Source organism: Metabacillus arenae (assembly GCF_014773385.1).
Taxonomy (GTDB): domain Bacteria; phylum Bacillota; class Bacilli; order Bacillales; family Bacillaceae; genus Metabacillus_D; species Metabacillus_D arenae.
On sequence record NZ_JACXAI010000010.1, the window covers coordinates 123,879 to 145,108 of the forward strand.

Genomic DNA, 21,230 nt, shown 5'->3' on the forward strand with positions numbered 1-21,230 from the left:
GGGTACATAAATTATGTTAATAAATTTGAAAACTCAATTTGATGTCCATACATTGAAAACTCTTTTGGTGACATCGAGGTTAACTTTTTGAACATACGTGAAAAGTATGAGGGGTCGTAGTACCCTAAATAATCAGAAATGGCCCCAATTGTCATATCTGTATTTTGTAAGAGATTACAAGCCTCAATAATTCTGAGCTGATGAATATATTTAATTGGAGATTGACCCATTAGTTCCTTAAAGACTGATATTGTATAACTTGGTGATCGGTTTATTAACTTTGCCAGTTGTTCAATTTCTATGTTTTTACGGTAATTTTCTAACAAGTAATTTTCAATAATAGAAGTGTATTTTACCTTGCTAGGTGTGATTGTAGGACTATCTAGTTCTCTTGCAAACATTCCAAGTAATTCCTGCAGTACTCCAACACAAATATAGGATCGGAATTTTTTATCACCTCTACTATCCACAAATAATCTCTCAAAACGATGCTTTACATATTCAGGGTTTCTTGTTTTAATTTTATGAAATTTTTTATCGATAGGAAATGGATTTGAATAATCGACATTTTTATCAATTGTAAACGCAACTGTATATTTTTGGTGCTCACCAGATTCATGATTCTCCGCACCACGTAAAGTTCCAGAAGGAATAAAAACGAGATCTCCTTTTTCAGCAATAATCTGTTCTCCATTTATTGAATACTTGACTTTTCCTTTTACTACTAAAATAAAGACATTATAATCAATTTTTTCTGCTTGTGAATGCCACTTTGGAATAAAATTATCAAAAAAAACTCCTAATATGTAAATGATATGGATCCCTCCAAACACGAATTTAATTCTATGAATTTACTATACACGATCTCTCTGATTAGAAATTTAGAAAAATTTAAATGTTGTAAAGAATCATACATGAAATCGATAAATCGTACATGGACTATAATTCTATAATAACGCTATACTTATTATTAACAAAGGGATTAAGCGCTTTCAATTATTGTAGTATTTTTTAAAATCACAATGATTTTGTAATGTGTGGAAACGCTTAAGGTAATCGTAAACTTGACCATGTGAAGTAAAGTTTAAGGACTTAACTAATGTAAAGGTGGTGACATAGAAAAGAAATAATATATTGTCCTATAAAAGTAAACCAATACTTCATTTTGATTTTAGCTTAACGCAATATGGGAGGATTACTTATGTATAAAGTAGATCAAGTTTCATGGAAAGAAAGAATTAGTTATGGTATAGCAGATACAGCTTCAAATTTAATTTTTGTGATGGTCTCAACTTATTTACTTTATTTCTATACAGATGTTTATGGTATTGGAGCAGGGGTTGTTGGTACATTATTTTTAATCGTAAGATTTCTTGATGCTGGAACAGATTTACTTGCAGGGTATGTAATTGATCGTACCAATTCAAGATGGGGGAAGTGTAGACCTTATTTTCTATGGTTAGCCCTCCCGTTTGCAGCTGTAGGTGTCTTAACGTTTTTAACTCCAGACCTGGATACTCAAGGAAAGATCTTATTCGCTTATTCTAGTTACATCTTGTTAGGTCTTATTTATACGTTTATTAATATTCCTTTATCAGCCATGCTACCAAGCATGTCTAATAATCCACAAGAGCGTCATGAAGTAACGTCTATTCGTATGATTTTTGGGCAGATTGGTGGTTTTATAGTTTCGGTTGCTACTTTACCTTTAGTTGCTTATTTAGGGGACGGTAATGATGCAAAAGGTTTTGCGTTAGCTATGACAGTATTTGGTATCGTATCAATCCCTATGTTTATTAATGCATTCAAGAATACGAAAGAAAGAGAATACTACAACAGTAAAAAGAATATTCCGATTCGCGAAGGAATTAAAGCGTTTAACATCCCATGGTTAATTATTTTTACAGCAAAACTTGCTTTCTTCTTTGTATTTATTATTCGTAATCAAACGACCGTTTATTTCCTTAAATATAACTTTGGTAGAGAAGATATTGTTCCAGTTGTGATGGCATTAAATTATTTAACGATTGTTTCCTTATTTTTAATTCCATATGTTACAAAGAGACTTGGTGGTAAGAAAACGATGCAGTTTGGGATTATCGTTGCAGTTGTAGGGTCTCTTATCATTTATTTCGGTTCAACTACACAATCTATTCCATTATTGTTAATTGGGGTAGGTCTTGGTGGATTAGGTCTTGGTTTTGTCCCAAGTCTATTATTCTCACTTATTGCGGACACAATTGATTATGGTGAGTGGAAATCAGGTGTTCGTGCAACAGGACTTTTATACTCTGGTTCTACATTTGCAGCAAAGTTTGGAATGGGTATCGGGGGAGCTGCTGGAGCATGGTTGTTAGCAATGTATAATTATGACCCGACACTAACTCAACAATCTACTGAAACTTTGAAAGCGATTGAATTTAGCTTTGTGTGGTTCCCAGTCATCAGTTTTGTGATAGTTCTTATCCTGTTGCAATTTTACAAACTTGATAAGATTCATGGTCAAATTATGGAGGACCTAAAAAAAAGAAATAACTCTATTAAAGACATTGCAAAAGAAGCTTAATTATCTAGAGAAAAATGAATAAAATCTCATTCAACTAGAATAAGGAAAAAGGAGAAGTGAAAAATATGAGAATACTATTTTTAGATTTAGATTCAGTTAGCCCACGCCATTTAGGATGTTATGGATACCATCGAAATACATCCCCTAATATCGACAAAATTGCCGAAAAGGGAGTTCGTTTTAATAATTACTATACTTCAGATGCACCATGTGCACCTTCCCGAACAGCACTGATGTCTGGTCAATTTGGAATACGTAATGGTTTAGTCGGACATGGAGGAACAGCTGGGGATATGAAACTAGAAGGAGTGAATCGTAACCTTTTTGGTAGACTATCAGTGGGTGGCTCTCTACCTTCCTTCTTACAATTAGGGGCAGGTTTAAATACAACCTTAATTAGTCCATTCCCTCAACGTCATGCAACGTATAATTTTTACGCTGGCTTTAACGAAATTATCAACACTGGTGAGTTTGGAATGGAATCAGCTGAACAAGTTTCTCCTGTTGTAAGGGATTGGTTAGAAAGAAATGCAGAAAAAGATGACTGGTTACTTTACGTAAATTACTGGGATGCTCATACACCATATCGTGCACCGGAAATTTTTGGTAATCCATTTGCTGATGAACCACTACCAGAATGGGCTAGTGAAGAAACATTGGGAAAACACAAAGAAGCTGTTGGTCCACATACAGTACACGAATTAGTTATTGATCATAACGGAAACACATATACGAATGTAGAAAGTGAAAAGTTCCCAAGAAGTCCTGGTGAGATCAAAAACATGGACGATTTAAGAGCGATGATTGATGGCTATGACTGTGGTATTCGATACCTTGATGATCATGTTGGTAGATTGTTTGCATTATTAGAGGAGAAGGGAATTTTAGAGGACACGATTATCATCATCTCAGCAGACCATGGAGAAAACATGGGACAACTGGGGATTTATGGAGAACATGGAACAGCGGATGATGGCACATGTCGTATTCCAATGATCATTTCTTGGCCAGGTATGCAACAAGGAATTGTTGATGATGGCTTACATTATCATCTAGATTTACCAGTTACATTAGCAGAAATGCTTGAGCTACCTGCTTCACCAGATTGGGATGGAAGAAGTTATGCCTCTGTATTAAAAGAAGGAAAAGAATGTGGACGTGACTACCTAGTTGTGTCTCAATGTGCTCACGTTGCTCAACGTAGTGTACGTTTTGGTGACTGGTTATATATGAGAACATATCATGATGGATATCATTTATTTGATAAGGAAATGCTATTTAATCTTAAAGAAGACCTTAGGGAAGAACACAATGTTGCAGAACAAAACAAAAATATTTGTATGGAAGCAACCTACTATTTACATGAATGGCATGATGAAATGATGCTCAAATCTGGTGATGACGTTGATCCTTTATGGACTGTTATGAAAGAAGGCGGACCTTACCATGCGAAGGGATTCCTTAAAAACTATGGAGAAAGACTTGTTCAAACTGGAAGAGAACATCAATTTAATGAATTGAAACAAAAACATCCTAGTGAGTTTCCTGAAGAAAATGTTGAAGCAAGAGCAGCGTTTACTAGAGCGATGATGAAGAATTTGTTTTAAGTATTAAAGACTATATTTATACCTTTATACCTTAGTTTAGTTTTTACTAGACTAAGGTATAATTTGTTTAACTTGATTGCCATGGTAAAATGTTTTTTAAAATTAGGAGTGAGGAATGAATATGGAAAAGGAACTAAAATCATGCTGCAGCGCGAGTCGTAGTAAAAGTGAAGAACAGGTGAAAAGTATAACTCCTAAAATAAAACAAGAAGGAATTGATACATCTCATTTTGTTCATATAAAAGGTGGAGAGTTCCTGATGGGAACTGAAAAAAAAGAAGGTTTTTCAAGTGATGGTGAAGGACCTGTCCGTAATATTAAAATAAATGAATTTTACATTTCTCCGTATACCGTTTCAAATCAAGACTTTCAAGCATTTGTAGATGCGACAGGTTATAAAACAGAAGCGGAGAAATTTGGATGGTCGTTTGTGTTTCACTTACTAGCGTCCAAAAAAACAAAGAAACAAGTTCGCCAATTTCCACAAGGATTGTCTTGGTGGTTGCCAGTTGAAGGGGCTTATTGGAGTAAACCAGAAGGTCTCGATTCTAATATTAAAGATCGTATGAACCATCCTGTAACACATGTTTCATGGAATGATGCTAATGCTTATTGCAAATGGTCCGGAACAAGGCTCCCGACGGAAGCCGAATGGGAGTATGCGGCACGTGGTGGTTTGGTTAAAAAAACCTACCCTTGGGGAGATGTACTAGAGCCGGACGGGAAGCACCGCTGTAATATTTGGCAAGGGACGTTTCCAACTGTAAACAGTGCAAGTGACGGATATATTGGAACAGCACCAGTGGACACATATGAGCCTAATGGTTTTGGTTTATACAATGTGTCAGGGAATGTATGGGAATGGTGTAGTGATTGGTTTACACCAAAGTATCATTCTCAGACGAGCAATGAGAATCCAAGGTTTACAAAACCAACCGGGAAACGAACTATGCGTGGCGGGTCGTTTTTATGTCATATTTCTTACTGTAATCGCTACCGTGTAGCTGCAAGAAGTTCTAATACACCTGATAGTTCTACTAGTAATTGTGGTTTCCGTGTTGTGGTTGATGCTTAATATGCATGGATAATTCTTTTCATTCTGAAAGTCATTTAAAGTCTTTCAGAATGAAAAGAACTTTATTCTATTAGTACTATCATCATTCATCATTATCCTTATTAAATTTTTGTTATCTTTATCTTTATCAAATCTTATCATAACAGAAGTGTAACAAAATTTAAGGAGAGTCTACCTTGAAATTATTAATTAATAGATTTGACCATTGGAGTAGAAATATAAAAATAAAGCCCAAATTATTGATTACATTTTACTTTGTTAGTTTTGTTCCACTTTTATCTTCGGCAATATTCTTTTACTTTTCTTCCTCGGAGATATTGAAGGAAGAACTAGGTGAATATATGGTAGGAACAACTAAGCAAATCGATCAACGTTTAGGCTCATTTATAGAAGAAACTAACCACCTTACAGCTACAATTCATTTTAATGAAAGCGTTCAAAATTTTCTCGAAGTAGAAGATCCATATAATCAGTCTACGATAGCCGAATCACAAAGGCTCAGACAATTTCTTGATACCATGTTATACCACCGCTCTCGATTACTTTCATTATATGTCATTAATGATTTTTTAAGTGACACCTGGTATAGCGATATAATAACAAAGGAAAATTTTCGTTTGTTACCAGTGAGTCAAAAGCAATTTGCTAAAGGAGAACCTTCTTTTACATTTACAGGTAGATTGTATTATACGTCAGAATTTGAAGAACGAGGGACAGTGCTATTAAATTTTGACCCTGGGTATCTATCAGAAATGACGAATTCTATTAAATTAGGTGAAACAGGTTTTGTTTTTTGTTTACAAAAGATGGAAATTCAGCAACTTCTTTAGGTCAAAAAAAGGAAGAACTGATAAGTCAACTTTCACCTTCTATGTTAAAGAAAGATAAAGGTTATGCATTGCACAAAATTAATGGGGTTCTAACATTAATTAGTTTCTCTACCTCAAAATCGTTTGAGTTGTTCCATTTCATAAGGTGTCATCGAAGATTTCATCAGTTAATCTTGGTATCTTAGTCTTTTGTCTAATTGGAATTATTTTCATTTTATTTTTTTAGATTCTTTTGTTTGTTGCTCGTTCTTTACTATACTAGCATACTATTACACATCTATCACACATCGAAAGCCTAAATGCCCCGATGAACTATCTGGTGTATTTGAAGTTCGTGCAGCAACTCGATAACGATTACAATAAGATATATGACATAAATAGGAGCCTCCACGCATTAACTTTGTTTCACCTTTTGATGGACCTTGTGGATTTGTACGTCCACCACGACTGTGAATACTTCTGCTAAACCAATCAGAACACCATTCCCAAACATTTCCTGACATGTTATAAAGACCAAACCCATTTTCCGGGAAAGATATGGCTGGAGCAGTTCCTTTAAAGCCATCCTCAATTGTATTTTTTTCAGGGAATTTTCCTTGCCAAATATTACAGTAATGATCACCATTAGGAGTTAATTCATCACCCCATGGGTATCTTTTTTGCTCAAGACCTCCTCGTGCAGCATATTCCCATTCAGCTTCTGTTGGCAATCTCTTACCGGCCCATTTACAAAAAGCTTGGGCATCATTCCAGGTTACGTGAACAACTGGATGATCCATGCGATCATCAATAGTTGAACTTGGACCTTCTGGTTGGGACCAAAAAGCTCCGTTAACTCCACACCACCAAGGAGTTGATACAACTCGATTTACACAGCCTAACAACTGTGGAGGTAAGAAGCTGTAAAACACATATGACCAACCAAATTTCTCCGCTTCTGTTACATATCCAGTGGCTTGTACAAATTCCTTGAATTCAGCATTCGTAACAGTATACCGGTCAATTAATATAGGATCTACATTTACTTTCCGAACAGGACCTTCACCATTGGCTGGAAAACCTTCTTTTTCATTAGTCCCCATTAAAAATTCCCCACCAGGAAGATATACCATTTTATCTCTGAATTGAGTTTCGGTTGAAGGTGTCATTTTTTGAATAGATTGTGCTAAAGTTTCTTTGTCTTGAAGTGTTTTTCCTCTTTTTATCGCACAACACGACATCTTTTGTTCCATTTTCATTTCGTCACATCCTTAAATAAATCTCTTTGTTGCTCGTACTTTTTAGAACTGATAGGGGAGTGTTGTACCTCTCATCATGTATTTCTCAATTTTGTCATGTTTTTAACAGATTCCCGTTTTATGATCTTTGAATCAACAATAATTTCATTAGAATAGCCTTGTGACTCTTGTAAATATTCAAAGAGGACCTTAGCGGCCTCAACACCCATTTGATAAGCAGGTACATACACACTTGTAACGGAAGGAAAGCATTTTTCAGCATCTTGATATTTATGTTCGATCGTTATGATCGATACATCATCAGGAACAGACAATTGTATATTGTTCAAAAAGTTAATAGTCTGTTGGACCTTCGTTAGATCATGGACTAATAATGCTGATGGCTTATCTTCACTAGTGAAAATTTTTTTTAATAAGTCGAGATAAGAATTCACATTCTCTGGGTCAAAATGATGCTCCACCTTTAGCTCGTCATTATGTTTATCATCCTTGAACTCACGTATTACCGACTCTAATCTTTCTTCTAAACCAATAACAGCTATATGTCGATGATCTCTACTATAAAAATAGTCTAATACATCTTTATTGTATTGTTTAAATTGAGCGTATACATTTAGTCCATTATGAAATAGTTTTTCACCAATATACACCATTGGCAATTTAAGATTGAGTAGCTCTAAGAAGGAAGAGCATGCTATTGGAGCGCTCCCTAAAATAAGGCCATCTATGCGATTCTGTTTAATAAAAGAATAATACTGAGGTCTGCATTTATCTGATAAAATTTGTTCTTTATCATTCATTTCATTAATCAAAAGAAGATGATATCCCCATTGAATCAACACATCATTGACTCCTTTTATAAACTCTAGGATGTACGTACTTGATAGAATTTCTGTTGAGTCAACTAAACAGGGGAAATATAATCCAATTAATTTTGTTTCATTTTTCGCTAAGTTTTGTGCAACAACGTTAGGTATATAATTTAATTTAAAAACTGCATCATTTACTTTCTTTTCAGTTTTACTGCTTACATACCCACTTTTGTTTAAAACTCTTGAAACGGTTGAAATAGAAACTCCAGCTAAATTCGCTACGTCATAAATAGATGCTTTCATAATTGTTTACCACAATATTAAGTTTCAGCATAATCAAATAAAGTATCTTATTATTTGCAAAGAAATACATAATATTGTTCCTTTCATTTCATTGAAAAAAGATATTTAAAATGTGGAAGTGCTTCCACATTTTAAACTTATCAAATTTATTAAGGCTGGTCAATTTTATTATCATATTTATGAGAGTAATAGGTATAACATTTAGTTATACCCCTATAAATTAATTGTTGTTGTAAGGTTGATAAATATCTGATAAATTTGTTGAATAGAAAGTAAAAGCGCTTTCACATTATTAGTAATTAAAAAATTAATATTATAACTTGTTGAATTTTTATTTTTAAACATTTATAAAAGCGCTTTTATATTTTTGATAACCTACAAAAGATACAAGACAATTTTATCAGCAGGAGAAATAAAGAGGAGATGAGTTAAAATGCGAGCAATTATGGTAATGTTTGATTCGCTAAACAGACATATGCTTCCAAACTATGGCTGTGATTGGACACATGCACCTAACTTTAAACGGTTAGAAGAGAAAACAGTTGTTTTTGATCAGTGTTACGCAGGGAGCTTACCGTGTATGCCAGCCAGGAGAGAGTTGCATACAGGTCGTTATAACTTCTTACATCGTAGCTGGGGACCTATCGAACCATTTGACAATTCGATGCCAGAAATGTTGAAACAAAATGGTGTGTACACACATTTAGTAACAGATCACCAGCATTATTGGGAAGATGGTGGTGCAACTTATCACCCAAGATATAGTTCCTTTGAAATGGTCCGAGGCCAAGAAGGTGACCCTTGGAAAGGGCATGTAAAAGATCCAGAAACTCCAGAAACTGAAACACCTGAGCCTTTTGTTAGTTCTAATATGTTCAAACAAGATATTGTGAATAGAGCTTATTTTGAGTCAGAAGAGAATCATCCACAGGCTGTTACCTTCTCTTTAGGAATGGATTTTATCCAAAAGAATAAAGACGAAGATAATTGGTTTTTGCAGTTAGAGACATTTGATCCTCATGAACCATTTTTTGCTTATCAGCATTACAAAGACTTGTATCCTCATGAGTATAATGGTAACCATTTTGATTGGCCACCTTATTATTTTGTACAAGAATCTGAAGAAGTGGTGGAACATGGTAAGTATGAATATGCTGCTCTACTAAGTATGTGTGACAATTATTTAGGAAAAGTCTTGGATATGATGGATGAATATGATATGTGGAAAGATACAATGCTTATTGTAAACACGGATCACGGGTACCTACTAGGTGAGCATGGATGGTGGTCAAAGAGCGTTATGCCGGTTTACGATGAAATCGCACATACACCACTATTCGTTTGGGATCCTAGAGAAGGAAAAAAAGGAGAAAGAAGACAGTCAATCGTACAAACAGTTGATTTAGCTCCTACTTTACTTGAATTCTTTTGTATTTCATTACCGGAAGATATGGATGGGAAGCCGTTAAGACAAGTAATTCATTCAGATCAGCCAGTTCGTGAAACCGCTTTATTTGGCTACCATGGAGGACATGTCAATATAACAGATGGTAATTATGTCTATATGAGAGGCCCTGTTTCCCCTGAAAATAAACCGTTATTTGAATATACATTAATGCCAACACATATGAGACAGCCGTTTGCTCCAAGAGAGTTACAAAACATAGAAATTCATGAGCCATTTCCATTTACTAAAGGGTGTCAGTTGATGAAAATTGGAGCTGGAAGTGGTTTTGTAAATGCTTTCCAGTATGGGTCTAAACTATACAATTTAGCAGTAGATCCTGAACAAAAAGAGGAAATTGAAGACCTTGAGATAGAATTAAAGTTTATCCAAAAAATAGCGGAGCAAATGAGAAAAAATGATGCTCCTAAAGAGCAATTTATTAGATTAGGTATTCCTGAAAACGGCATCATGACTATTGAGGAATTAAAGAAACAGATAGAAGCCATTCGAGAAGCGGAAAAAATAAGTATTTTAGCGGAACATCGATGGGATAGAGCAGCACAAAATCAAATGAGGGCAATACTTAATATTACTTCAGAGAATGGACGCCAGAAACTATTAAATGGTTTTAAAGAATTTGTATTAAGTTATAAGTACACTGAAGTTAATACTGATGTAGTTGAGAAATTTATAGATGTTTTTCTACCAAATGATGAAAAAGCGAAAGCGCAGTATTTTATCGGATTAGCGGGTCGTACAAGTTAAACAGAATACAAGTGAAGTTTCAAAGATTGAAATAAGGGAACTTCACTTGAAATTATTCTAAGATAAAAAAAGGAGTGTTAACCACATGCAAAATCTTAATAGAGTAGCAAGCAAAAGTGAAGTTTTTAAGTACGCGTTTGGTGGTTTAGGGTCTAATTTACCTTTCATGTTAATTCTAACTTATTTAATGTTTTTCTATACTGAACTAGAAGGGATTTCCCCTGCATTAGTAGGTACTTTGTTCTTTATTACTCGCTTTATTGATGCTGTTACAGATCCACTAATGGGGATGTTAGCAGATCGAACGAATTCGAAATTAGGTAAATATCGTCCGTATGTCATTTTCGGTGCTCCGTTACTAGGTTTAAGTACAGTTTCTTTATTCTGGATTCCAGATTTACCAGATGGTCAAAAAATAGTGTACGTTTTTGTTACCTATATTCTCTACTCATTAATCTCAACTGTAGTAAATATTCCATATCATTCATTAACACCTGTTTTAAGTGAAGACCCAAATCAAAGAACTTGGATTGCGACTGCAAAGCAATTTATGGGTATTCCTGCTCAAATGTTAGCTCAAGTATTATTCTTACCTTTAGTAGCTATATTGGGAGGAGGGGAACAAGGTTATCTTTATACAGCCATTTTATATGCTATTGTTATAGTTATAAGCTTTTGGACGTGTGCAAGTAGTGCTAAACGACATGATAAAGTTGATGTTGTAAATGACAAACTTGAATCAAAACCTAAAATCGCATTTAAAGATCAATTTTCATTAATAGGAAAAAACACACCATTGTTAATGCTAATGGTCGCTATGAGCACAAATCTAATTGCAACATCAATTCAAAGTGCCGTTGCTCTATATTTCTGGACTTATAATGTTGGTAGAGCTGATTTGTTTCCGATATTATCTCTAGTTGGTTTATTGCTTTCTATTCCATTATTTTTCATTATGCCTAAGTTGTCTAAGAAGATTGAGAAAAAAGGTGTCTTCCTTTATGGAAGTATTGCATCAATCATTCCATTTATCGTTTTACTAATAGCTCCATCGGAAATAGTTTGGGTTAACTTTACAGCAGCGGTACTAGTGAATGTTCTTGCACCATTTACAGGAGCAATTGCATGGGCTATGCTTCCAGATTGTGTTGAATATGGAGAGTGGAAAACAGGTTTAAAAGGTGCTGGTGTCGTATCTTCTAGTTTAACTTTTATTAATAAATTAGGAAGTGCAGTTGGTGGAATTCTTGGTGGAGCACTTTTAGCGAGTGCTGGATATGTTGCAGGACAAGCACAAACACCTGAAACATTACAAATGATTTTATATCTTTATGCAATCTTCCCAATTTTAGGGCATGTGGCTACAATTATTGCACTAAAGTTTTACAAAATTGACAATAAATTATATGCGAAAATTATTCAAGAGATTAAAGAAAGAAAAAAGGCTAAGCAACTACCAAAGGAAGCTTGAAATAACCTCGGAAATTAATGCCTAGCAATTTTAAAGAATACAAGAGCAATAAAACTTTAGGAATGAAGCATGAAGCTAGTAATTTTTGAAAACGCTGTAAAAGAAAAAGTTATTGCTTTACTGGTTCTTTCATATGTAAGATAAGCCCAATTCCTTCTTTATAGGAATTGGGCTTAATTGATGAAACATATAGATTTTTCCACAAATATGTATAATATCCATTTATTTACAGTCTCTTAAGTTAAGTAATCAAAAGTAATAAAGATCTAATCTTTTCATTACTTCTCATGAATAAACTGAACAAATTTGGTAACACCATCTCTATTAAATCTCTGCGGCTTTTTCACAAGCCATAAACTTCGATTAATATGTACACCTTTAATTTTCATTTCTTGTAAAACACCATGCTCCAATTCTCTTGCAACTGTTAACCTTGGGAGAATACTTATTCCAAGACCAGATTCAACGGCACTTTTAATGGCTTGGGTACTACCTATTTCCATATAGCTATTAATTTTATGTAATACTCCATGCTCATTTAAAGCGTTTTCTACAATGAGTCTTGTGCCGGACAAGGACTCACGCCAAATCATTCGTTCATGAGTTAGTTCGTCTTTATCAATTTCCGATCGATCTTTCCAAGGGTGATCAGCCGGATAAATGAGAATTAATTCGTCGTCAGCAAATTTTTCAACAGTAAAACTCTTGTCTTCAACAATTCCTTCTACTAGAGCGATATCTATTACATCATTTGATAAGTCTTGTAATACACCTGGTGTATTACGGATTACTAAACTTACTTTTATTTCAGGTGTACGTTTTTTGAAACGACCAAGCAAGCTAGGAAGGAGATATTCACCTATTGTTAAAGAAGCACCAACTCTAAGGCTTGAGTTGTACTCACCTGTCGCCTGTAGAATCACTTCTTTTGAACGATTAAAGTCTTCAATAATGGCTTTTGCAAAAGGGTGAAGCATTTTACCTGTTTCGGTCACGGTTAATTTTCCTTCTGTCCGGTCAAATAACAAGGTTCCATAAAAATTCTCCAATTGGCGAATTTGTCTTGTGACAGCAGGTTGAGATACGAAGCTTAATCTTGCTGCTTGGCTTATACTGCCTTCATCAACTACTAAACAAAACATTTTAAGGTTTTCAATGTTCATGAAAACACCCCCAATTCAGATATTTTTATTACTTATTAATATATTACCCTATATATGGACTGCAGGAAATCTTCATAAGTATAACAATCTGTTATACGCTATGCATTTGTTGCAATATCGCTTCTTATCGCAACGTGGTATCGTAATAGTAAGATCAATATACGAAAATAGTCAGCTAAAAATTTCAAAACATTTACATGGAAAATAAATAGGGAGTTGAGGAATCGAAATGAAGGAAGAAACGAAAAAGCTCTTTCAACTTTTCTGGACCTTCTTAAAAATTGGTCCAGTTACGTTTGGTGGTGGTTATGCGATGATCCCACTTATAGAACGAGAAGTAGTAGATAAAAAGAAATGGGTAACTCATGAGGATGTTACTGATGTATTTGCTATTGCAGAATCTATTCCTGGAGCAATTGCCATAAATTCATCTACATTTATCGGTTATCGAATAGGAGGTATTAGAGGGGCGATTGCTGCATTATTAGGAGTGTTTTTACCAACCTTTCTTATTGTAGTCGTTCTAAGTATTGTCTTTCTGCAAATTCAAGATAACCCAAAAATTGAAGCTGCTTTCCAGGCAATTCGTGCATCTATTGTTGCCTTGATTGTTTATGCAGGATATATGATCGGTAAAACGGCGATCATTGATAAAACGACTTGTGTTATTTCATTTGGGTCTATGGCCATTCTGTTTTTCCTCCATTTACATCCGGTTTTAATTATCTTTTCCGGTATTATTCTTGGTATTCTGCTTGTTAACATCAAACGGAAATTGGGATTCTCTATTGGTGATAAAAAGGAAAAGACCCCACCATCGCAGCAACTAGAATGGTTTATGGGAGATGGAATTTAATATGATATTATTTGAACTCTTTTGGACGTTTTTATTAATCGGCTTTGTCTCATTTGGTGGAGGATATGCGATGATCCCTGTCATTGAGTTAGAAGTTATGAATAAGGGCTGGATGACAACTCAACAGTTTACGGATGTCATTGCGATTGCAGGTATGTCACCAGGTCCAATTGCGACAAACAGTGCTATTTTTGTAGGTTACCAGGTTCAAGGAATCACGGGCGCCATTGCAGCTGGGTTAGGTATGGTTATACCATCCTTGTTACTTGTCATCATCATTGCAACATTTTTCTATCGAATTAGTAAAAACAAACATGTTGAGTCGGCTTTTTATGGTTTACGTCCAATCATTACCGGTTTAATTGGCTACGCGGCAATAAAATTTGCGATTAGTAATAACTTAGTAGGCTCATTTTCTTGGTACTCAGCTAGTCTATTAATCATTTTCGCTCTATCACTCTTTTCTTTAATAAAGCTTCGTGTTCATCCTGCATTGGTGATTGTGATGTCGGGTGTTTTAGGGGCTGCAATCTATTCATAACAAAAAGGAGTCAAATCTGGATTAGGCTCCTTTTTGCTTTCATAACTTGTAAATGTTAAGTTTCAGATATAGAATTTCTAAACTTCTTCGGCGTAACCCCCACATTTTTTTTAAACACCTTTGTAAAATAGCTTTGATCATGAAAGTTTAGGATTGTAGAAATTTTTAATAAGGAATAATCTGTAAATGTTAACAAAACCTTGGCCTCATCTACTTTTGTTCGGTGAATATATTCAGCAATTGAAATTCCTACTTCTTTTTTGAAAAGAGAGGACAAATAATTGGGATGCATCTCTACAAGGTTAGCTAGGCTTGTAAGGGTTAAATCTTCGTAAAGGTGTGTGTAAATATAATTTAGACACATATTAATAGGTTTAGAGTATCTTTGTTGTTTATGTTTTCGTACTCGATCAGCAAAATCACTTAAGGCTTGTTCCATAAAGGCGTCAACTGATTTAATATCTGTTAATTCCTCTAGATTTTGAATATACAAGTCGCTAAGTGTATAGGCAATTTCATGATGAAGTCCACCATCCATTGCCGCACGTGTAGCTAGAGTAATGGCGGTAATGGCGAGGTTCTTACTATTACGTAACTGACTTTTTTTCGATAATACTCCTACCTCTCCTTTTTCAGGACTAAGTTTATATACTTTTAAAAATTCGTCCTTCCTACCTTCTTTAATATATTGAAATAGCCTTTTCTCGTAGATAAAATCATGGTGAAATGACACATTTTCACGTTGTTGAGAGATTGTCACATGTGGATCCTCAATTTGTAATATATGATCTCCCACTTCAATATTTTTTAAAATGATATCTGCTGGGTCTAGTGTTTTTTGGTAGAGCATATAGTACAGCTGCATACTAATGTTGATAAATTTCATATTTGATATACGAGGTAATAATTCAAAGTAATGGACGAGGTTCTCACCTAAATTATTTTGAACAGGCATGTCATTAACCAGAGCTTCTAGTCTTTCATTCGTAAGGTCAGAAGGAAGGGCAGGGCCGACAATAATTGTCCCTTTGTATTGGTTATGATTTCTCACTTGAATCATAAAGTAATGTTCATAGTATTCCGATTTGACCAATAGTGGGAATGGATAGTGATCATGATTTAAGTGAAATTTCTTCAATATTTCTTGTTGAGATGTAGGAAATGGATTTTCAATATTTGGATAAGCAATCTCTAACTCCAAAGCATCATTTTCATTTAGGTAAATAACAGGAATGTTAAAAGATTCATAAATCAGTTTGCAAATATAATGTAAATCCTGAATTTTCATAGTAGACTCCTTACACCCTATTTTCTAGATCATATCATAAAAAATAAAAAATATTAAAAAACAGCTAAAAAAACTATAATATTACCAAATTTAAGTGAGGTTGTTATTTATAATACCCTTATAGTTACTTAGAAAGCGTTTTCTATTATGAATTTTCATGGAGGGTTTATGATGACGAAAGATATTAAAGCTCTTATATCACAAATGACATTAGAAGAAAAAGCAGGTCTTTGTTCTGGAAAAGACTTTTGGAATTTAAAAGGTATTGAAAGATTAGGCATCCCATCTATAATGGTTACAGATGGTCCACATGGATTACGCAAACAAAGAATGGGTGCTGACCACTTAGGTTTATTTGATAGTGTACCTGCAACATGCTTTCCATCAGCTGCAGGGATGGCGAGCTCATGGGATCGCAAATTAATTCAAAAAGTTGGAGTTGCTTTAGGAGAAGAATGTCAAGCTGAGGATGTGGCTGTTCTTCTTGGACCAGGTGCAAATATTAAACGTTCTCCTTTATGTGGACGTAACTTTGAATATTTCTCAGAAGACCCATATCTATCATCAGAAATGGCAGCAAATCACATTAAAGGTGTACAAAGTCAAGGCGTTGGAACATCGTTAAAGCACTTTGCAGCGAACAACCAAGAGCATCGAAGAATGTCAACAGATGCAATTGTTGATGAAAGAACATTCCGTGAAATTTATCTAGCTAGCTTTGAAGGGGCAGTGAAGCAATCACAACCATGGACGGTAATGTGTTCTTACAATAAAGTAAATGGAGAATTTGCTTCTGAAAACAACTACCTATTAAACGACATCTTAAAAGAAGAGTGGGGCTTTGAGGGCTTTGTTGTTTCTGACTGGGGTGCAGTAAATGAACGTGATGTAGCTCTTGCAAATGGGCTTGAGCTCGAAATGCCAGCTTCAAAAGGAATCGGTGAGAATAAAGTTATCGAAGCGGTTCAAAATGGAACATTATCTGAAGAAAAACTAAATGCGGCTGTTGAACGTATTTTACACATTATTTTTAAAGCAGTAGAAGAAAAGAAAGAAAATGCAACGTATGACCAAGAAGCACATCATCAGCTTGCAAGAGAAACAGCGAGAGAAAGTATGGTGTTATTAAGGAATGAAGGTCACATCCTTCCACTTAAAAAAGAAGGCGAATTTGCAGTAATCGGTGAATTTGCAAAGGCACCAAGATACCAAGGTGGCGGAAGCTCTCATATTAAACCAACAAAGCTTGAAAATATTGTAGAGGAAATTGAAAAGTCTGCTGGATCAGAAGCAAAAGTTACGTACGCTCAAGGATATTATCGTGACAAAGATACAATCGATGAGGCATTAATTGAAGAAGCAAAACAAGTAGCTTCACAAGTCGATACGGTTATCTTGTTTGCTGGTCTACCAGATCGCTATGAATCTGAAGGTTATGATCGTGTACACCTACACATCCCTGAAAATCAACAGCGTCTAATTGAAGCGGTTGCTGAAGTAAATTCAAATGTAGTTGTTGTACTGAGTAATGGTGCCCCAATTGAAATGCCTTGGTTAGACAAAGTAAAAGGTTTACTTGAAGGCTATCTAGGAGGTCAAGCTCTTGGAGGCGCGATTGCAGACATTCTATTTGGAGATACAAATCCAAGCGGAAAACTTGCAGAAACATTCCCTAAACAGTTAAGTGACAATCCTTCCTATTTGTTCTTCCCAGGAGATGGAGACAAAGTAGAATATCGTGAAGGAATTTTCGTTGGATATCGCTATTACGATACAAAAAATGTAGAACCATTATTCCCATTTGGTTATGGATTAAGCTATACAACGTTTGAATATAGCAATCTAAGTGTAAACGCCAATGAAATCAAAGATTCAGAAACACTCACTGTAACAGTGAATGTGAAAAACACAGGAGCTGTTACAGGAAAAGAAGTTGTTCAACTTTATGTTAAAGATTTTGAAAGTAGTGTAAGTAGACCTGAGAAAGAATTAAAAGGGTTTGAAAAAGTTGAACTTCAGCCTGGTGAGGAAAAAACAGTTACGTTCTCATTAAATAAGCGATCTTTTGCCTACTACAATACAGAATTAAAAGATTGGCAGGTAGAAAGTGGCGAATTCGAATTATTAGTAGGAAAAAGTTCAAAAGAAATTGTTTTAACAGAAAAAGTTACTGTTGAATCGATGTTAGATCTTCCATTACTTGTTCATCGTAATACAACAATAGGTGACCTACTTTCAAATCCTAAAGTAGCACCACTTGCGAAAGAACTATTAGTAAAAGCACAAGAAGGAAGCCCATTTGCAGCAGCAGCTGAGGAACAAGGTGAATTTTCAGATATGATGGAAGCGATGATGAAATATATGCCATTACGTGCTTTATCTAATTTTAGTGATGGTCACTTTACCGAAGAGAAGCTACAGGATATGATTCAACAATTAAATGATGTACAGAAAAATACTGTTGTGAACTAATATGAATAGATTGATTCTTGTTTCATGAGTCAATCCATATTTATATTAAATGCAGTGTTTAGACTCAAATTTATATCATCTAGGAGTCAAATGAAAATATGTGAGTAGGAAGGACTAGTTATGTTCATCCTTTTTTTCAAAAGAGGTAAAACAGTCATCATATAAAGCCTAGTGATACAAGACATTAAAAAACTCTAAAAGGACATCAGAAAAACCACATACTTCGCATTGCACAAAAATTGCACAGACTTATTTTATTTCAATGAGTTTAATTAACTTATTTTACTACCAAAAGTCAAATATGTTGATTTATCAATACTTATTTAACTCAGTTTCCTTCCTTTTAACCATATTTATTCCCCACCCAATTTTGACAGGGTAGGGGTCGGGGGTTCGAATCCCTCTCGGATCATCAGAGTAAGAAGCTTCAGTTCCTTTTAGATAAGGATTGGGGCTTTTTTTGTATTATTCTATGCATATTTACAGGTTAGGATAGTTGATTGTTCATGGCATTCACTATCTCCAGAGACAGTATGGTTCCTGGTGAGCAGTATGTTCGGAATTCGTCCTTTATTCAAGACACTTAAGGAGATGGGTTGGGTCGCAGTGCAAATTTCTCCACTTTTTCCTCACTAGGTACAAAGCGGTATAAATTTTTGCTTCCAGCAATATAAACTGTTCCATTCTTAAGCACTTCAAGTCCCCAGGCATCAGAAGCCCCCTCTAGTTGAAAGCTATAGATCCTCTCGCCAGTGTGGGAATCAATCACACTTAAAACCGCAGGGGACCCTTTTGCAACTGTATAGATCCATTCCTCTCCATTCGGTCCTTTTCCATATCCCGCGCCAAGAATGGTAATACTATGCAGGGGGGTTCCAACTTTGGTAACCTGCCCTTCCTGAGCGATTGCTCCTGTCGCATTGGTAAACAAGGTACTAACTAACAACACTGCAAAGCTGAAAATCGCAACCCACTTTTTCAATTGCTTTCCTCCTTTTTCATCTGGATTAAAACTGGTATTCGTTAGATAGTATACAATAACGCTCAAATAAGTTAAATGAATTTTGTGAAAATTAAGTAAAATAATTAATCTTACCTAAACGCTATATAGCATAGCTAATGATTAAGACAAAGGCACACTAATCAACACCTCTCAAATTTTTATATTATTTTTTGATAATTCAAAAAATGAATTGACAAGTGAAATAGGTTAATTTATTCTATAGGTGTGTGATCTAGATTTAATCCAGTTTTACACAAAAAGGGGGAGGAATTTTTAAGATGGTTCTAAAAAAATTGGGGGTATTGTTTTTTACCATTGTGCTTGTCTTTTCACTTGCGGCTTGTTCTAATAGTGATGAAGCGTCTAACGCTGCCGTTGATAAGGAAGAGTCTGCAACTCTAACAGTTTGGATTCATCCTTATGTATCAGAGGATTTAAAGGCTGAACAAGCCAAGGTGTTTGACCAAATGGCTGAATCGTTTAAAAAAGAATATCCAAATGTAAAAATTAACTATGAGGAAATTCCTTGGGCGAACAGAGAACAAAAAATTTTAACAGCTCTTGGGGCAAATCAAGGACCAGATATATTCTATATCATTCCTGACATGATGGCACAGTTTGCTGACAAAGGAGTTTTAACGCCGATTACAGATTTACTTGGCGAAGATTGGGGGAAAGAGGATTTCTCAACCTCATCATTAGAGGGGAGTTCCTACAAAGGTGAACTTTATGGGTTACCTATTTTGCAGGAGTCTGCTACCTATATTTATAACAAAGATATTTTAGCTGAGGTTGGAGGAGACCCGAACAACCTTCCTAAAACATGGGATGAATTTAATGCACTAGCCGAAAAGGCTGCTGAACTAGGGTATTATGCTCGAAACTTTGAAGGAGCTAATACACCTAATGGGACTATAAACCCTATCATTTGGCAGGCTGGCGGAGAAGTTATTAATAAAGAAGGAAAAGCAGCTATTAATGAACCTGAAGCTGTAAAAGCGTTTGAGCAAGTAAATGATTGGTATAAAAAAGGCTGGATTCCAAAGGATTCTATTAGTGCGTTAGATGAGCATTTTAACCTATTTATTGAGGGGAAGATGTTAGCAGTATGGGGGTCTGGTGCAACTGTAAATAGTTTGAATGAAAGAAATTTTGAAAACTATGTTATAGGTACCCCTATTAAAGAACAGGAAAGTACAACTTTTGCAACAACTGGGTTGTTTACGATACCAGAAAATAGTGAACATAAAAAAATAGCTGCTGAGTTTATTAAAACGATGACAAATACAGAAAATTCCATCGCTTTTAATGAGGTAACAAATTATATCCCTCCTAGAGAATCTGCAAGTAAATTGTATGAGGATGACGAGGATATGAAGAAATTTGCAGAGCTGCTGCCTTCTGCTAAGCCAGGCGTAATCCATCCTGTTGCCAGAACGATTTTACCGAAAGTACAGGCTGAATTGCAAGCCATGTTTGAAGGCAAGAAGACTCCTCAACAAGCTGCAGACGATGCAGCTAAGGTGATTAATGACGAGATAAATAAATAAGAAGTGAAAACAAGGTTAAGAATGAATTCAGGCTGCCATACTTAAAACTGTTTTTAGCATACTTTATATTTGCTATTATTAAAACAAAATAATGAATCGCCTCTTGAGATGAAGTATCGGAATAGAAGCAATTAAACCGCCGATTGCTTCTATTCTGGCGGCATATATCTATCAAAAAGCAGCAATCCTATAGAAAAGAGCCATACTAAAACTAGCAAGGGTAACCCGTTCGATAAATAAGGT

General features: G+C 35.1%; 16 protein-coding genes. 10 read left to right on the top strand and 6 right to left on the bottom strand.

All coding sequences use genetic code 11. The features are described 5' to 3' along the window. Positions 1-11: 11 nt before the first annotated feature. Positions 12-833, bottom strand: coding sequence for an AraC family transcriptional regulator (locus IC621_RS26985; RefSeq protein ID WP_318153021.1), 822 nt, complete (start codon positions 831-833; stop codon positions 12-14). A 368-nt stretch (positions 834-1,201) separates the two neighbouring features. On the opposite strand from IC621_RS26985, the gene IC621_RS09880 reads away from it, so the two are divergent. The 4 genes from IC621_RS09880 (at position 1,202) to IC621_RS09895 (ending at position 6,078) form a co-directional block, all read left to right on the top strand. Beyond that, positions 1,202-2,566, top strand: a complete 1,365-nt coding sequence (locus tag IC621_RS09880; protein WP_191158127.1) for an MFS transporter — start codon at positions 1,202-1,204, stop codon at positions 2,564-2,566. Between the two features lie 65 nt (positions 2,567-2,631). Beyond that, positions 2,632-4,173, top strand: coding sequence for a sulfatase family protein (locus tag IC621_RS09885; protein ID WP_191158128.1), 1,542 nt, complete (start codon positions 2,632-2,634; stop codon positions 4,171-4,173). Positions 4,174-4,360: 187 nt separating this feature from the next. Further along, positions 4,361-5,248: a formylglycine-generating enzyme family protein gene (locus tag IC621_RS09890; protein WP_449809431.1), complete on the top strand. Its 888-nt coding sequence runs from the start codon at positions 4,361-4,363 to the stop codon at positions 5,246-5,248. A 176-nt stretch (positions 5,249-5,424) separates the two neighbouring features. Continuing rightward, positions 5,425-6,078, top strand: coding sequence for a cache domain-containing protein (locus IC621_RS09895; protein ID WP_191158130.1), 654 nt, complete (start codon positions 5,425-5,427; stop codon positions 6,076-6,078). Positions 6,079-6,347: 269 nt separating this feature from the next. Here the strand turns inward: IC621_RS09895 and IC621_RS09900 are convergent, their stop codons facing one another. Next, a complete protein-coding gene (locus tag IC621_RS09900) occupies positions 6,348-7,316 on the bottom strand; it encodes a formylglycine-generating enzyme family protein (RefSeq protein WP_191158131.1) in 969 nt (322 codons plus the stop codon). 74 nt (positions 7,317-7,390) lie between these two features. Then, entirely contained in the window at positions 7,391-8,431 is a 1,041-nt protein-coding gene (locus IC621_RS09905) for a LacI family DNA-binding transcriptional regulator (protein ID WP_191158132.1), read from the bottom strand. 433 nt (positions 8,432-8,864) lie between these two features. Here IC621_RS09905 and IC621_RS09910 point away from each other — a divergent pair, with 433 nt between their 5' ends. Together IC621_RS09910 and IC621_RS09915 are read left to right on the top strand one after the other, a co-directional pair. Continuing rightward, a complete protein-coding gene (locus IC621_RS09910; protein WP_191158133.1) occupies positions 8,865-10,643 on the top strand; it encodes a sulfatase in 1,779 nt (592 codons plus the stop codon). 85 nt (positions 10,644-10,728) lie between these two features. Next, positions 10,729-12,114, top strand: a complete 1,386-nt coding sequence (locus IC621_RS09915) for an MFS transporter (RefSeq protein ID WP_191158134.1) — start codon at positions 10,729-10,731, stop codon at positions 12,112-12,114. A gap of 278 nt (positions 12,115-12,392) precedes the next feature. Here IC621_RS09915 and IC621_RS09920 read toward each other — a convergent pair whose 3' ends face one another. Beyond that, a complete protein-coding gene (locus tag IC621_RS09920) occupies positions 12,393-13,277 on the bottom strand; it encodes a LysR family transcriptional regulator (RefSeq protein ID WP_191158135.1) in 885 nt (294 codons plus the stop codon). 229 nt (positions 13,278-13,506) lie between these two features. On the opposite strand from IC621_RS09920, the gene IC621_RS09925 reads away from it, so the two are divergent. After that, positions 13,507-14,133: a chromate transporter gene (locus IC621_RS09925; RefSeq protein ID WP_191158136.1), complete on the top strand. Its 627-nt coding sequence runs from the start codon at positions 13,507-13,509 to the stop codon at positions 14,131-14,133. A gap of 1 nt (position 14,134) precedes the next feature. Then, positions 14,135-14,674 carry a chromate transporter gene (locus IC621_RS09930; RefSeq protein ID WP_191158137.1) on the top strand — a complete coding sequence of 180 codons (540 nt, stop codon included), beginning with the start codon at positions 14,135-14,137 and terminating at the stop codon, positions 14,672-14,674. 55 nt (positions 14,675-14,729) lie between these two features. Here the strand turns inward: IC621_RS09930 and IC621_RS09935 are convergent, their stop codons facing one another. Further along, the gene (locus tag IC621_RS09935) at positions 14,730-15,962 is read right to left on the bottom strand and encodes an AraC family transcriptional regulator (RefSeq protein ID WP_191158138.1); all 1,233 of its coding nucleotides are present in this window, start codon (positions 15,960-15,962) and stop codon (positions 14,730-14,732) included. A gap of 171 nt (positions 15,963-16,133) precedes the next feature. Between IC621_RS09935 and IC621_RS09940 the strand changes: the two genes are divergently transcribed. Continuing rightward, the gene (locus tag IC621_RS09940) at positions 16,134-18,434 is read left to right on the top strand and encodes a glycoside hydrolase family 3 C-terminal domain-containing protein (RefSeq protein WP_191158139.1); all 2,301 of its coding nucleotides are present in this window, start codon (positions 16,134-16,136) and stop codon (positions 18,432-18,434) included. Between the two features lie 583 nt (positions 18,435-19,017). On the opposite strand, the gene IC621_RS09945 is transcribed toward IC621_RS09940, so the two are convergent. After that, complete coding sequence (locus IC621_RS09945; RefSeq protein WP_191158140.1) at positions 19,018-19,416, bottom strand: hypothetical protein; 399 nt, start codon at positions 19,414-19,416, stop codon at positions 19,018-19,020. A 299-nt stretch (positions 19,417-19,715) separates the two neighbouring features. On the opposite strand from IC621_RS09945, the gene IC621_RS09950 reads away from it, so the two are divergent. Next, the gene (locus tag IC621_RS09950) at positions 19,716-20,987 is read left to right on the top strand and encodes a sugar ABC transporter substrate-binding protein (RefSeq protein ID WP_191158141.1); all 1,272 of its coding nucleotides are present in this window, start codon (positions 19,716-19,718) and stop codon (positions 20,985-20,987) included. The last annotated feature ends 243 nt before the right edge of the window (positions 20,988-21,230 follow it).

Excerpts from the sequence above, each read along its gene's own strand:
- IC621_RS09880 (WP_191158127.1), top strand. The coding sequence starts at position 1,202 with ATGTATAAAGTAGATCAAGTTTCATGGAAAGAAAGAATTAGTTATGGT.
- IC621_RS09885 (WP_191158128.1), top strand. The coding sequence starts at position 2,632 with ATGAGAATACTATTTTTAGATTTAGATTCAGTTAGCCCACGCCATTTA.
- IC621_RS09900 (WP_191158131.1), bottom strand. The coding sequence starts at position 7,316 with ATGAAAATGGAACAAAAGATGTCGTGTTGTGCGATAAAAAGAGGAAAA.
- IC621_RS09905 (WP_191158132.1), bottom strand. The coding sequence starts at position 8,431 with ATGAAAGCATCTATTTATGACGTAGCGAATTTAGCTGGAGTTTCTATT.
- IC621_RS09910 (WP_191158133.1), top strand. The coding sequence starts at position 8,865 with ATGCGAGCAATTATGGTAATGTTTGATTCGCTAAACAGACATATGCTT.
- IC621_RS09915 (WP_191158134.1), top strand. The coding sequence starts at position 10,729 with ATGCAAAATCTTAATAGAGTAGCAAGCAAAAGTGAAGTTTTTAAGTAC.
- IC621_RS09920 (WP_191158135.1), bottom strand. The coding sequence starts at position 13,277 with ATGAACATTGAAAACCTTAAAATGTTTTGTTTAGTAGTTGATGAAGGC.
- IC621_RS09925 (WP_191158136.1), top strand. The coding sequence starts at position 13,507 with ATGAAGGAAGAAACGAAAAAGCTCTTTCAACTTTTCTGGACCTTCTTA.
- IC621_RS09930 (WP_191158137.1), top strand. The coding sequence starts at position 14,135 with ATGATATTATTTGAACTCTTTTGGACGTTTTTATTAATCGGCTTTGTC.
- IC621_RS09935 (WP_191158138.1), bottom strand. The coding sequence starts at position 15,962 with ATGAAAATTCAGGATTTACATTATATTTGCAAACTGATTTATGAATCT.
- IC621_RS09940 (WP_191158139.1), top strand. The coding sequence starts at position 16,134 with ATGACGAAAGATATTAAAGCTCTTATATCACAAATGACATTAGAAGAA.
- IC621_RS09950 (WP_191158141.1), top strand. The coding sequence starts at position 19,716 with ATGGTTCTAAAAAAATTGGGGGTATTGTTTTTTACCATTGTGCTTGTC.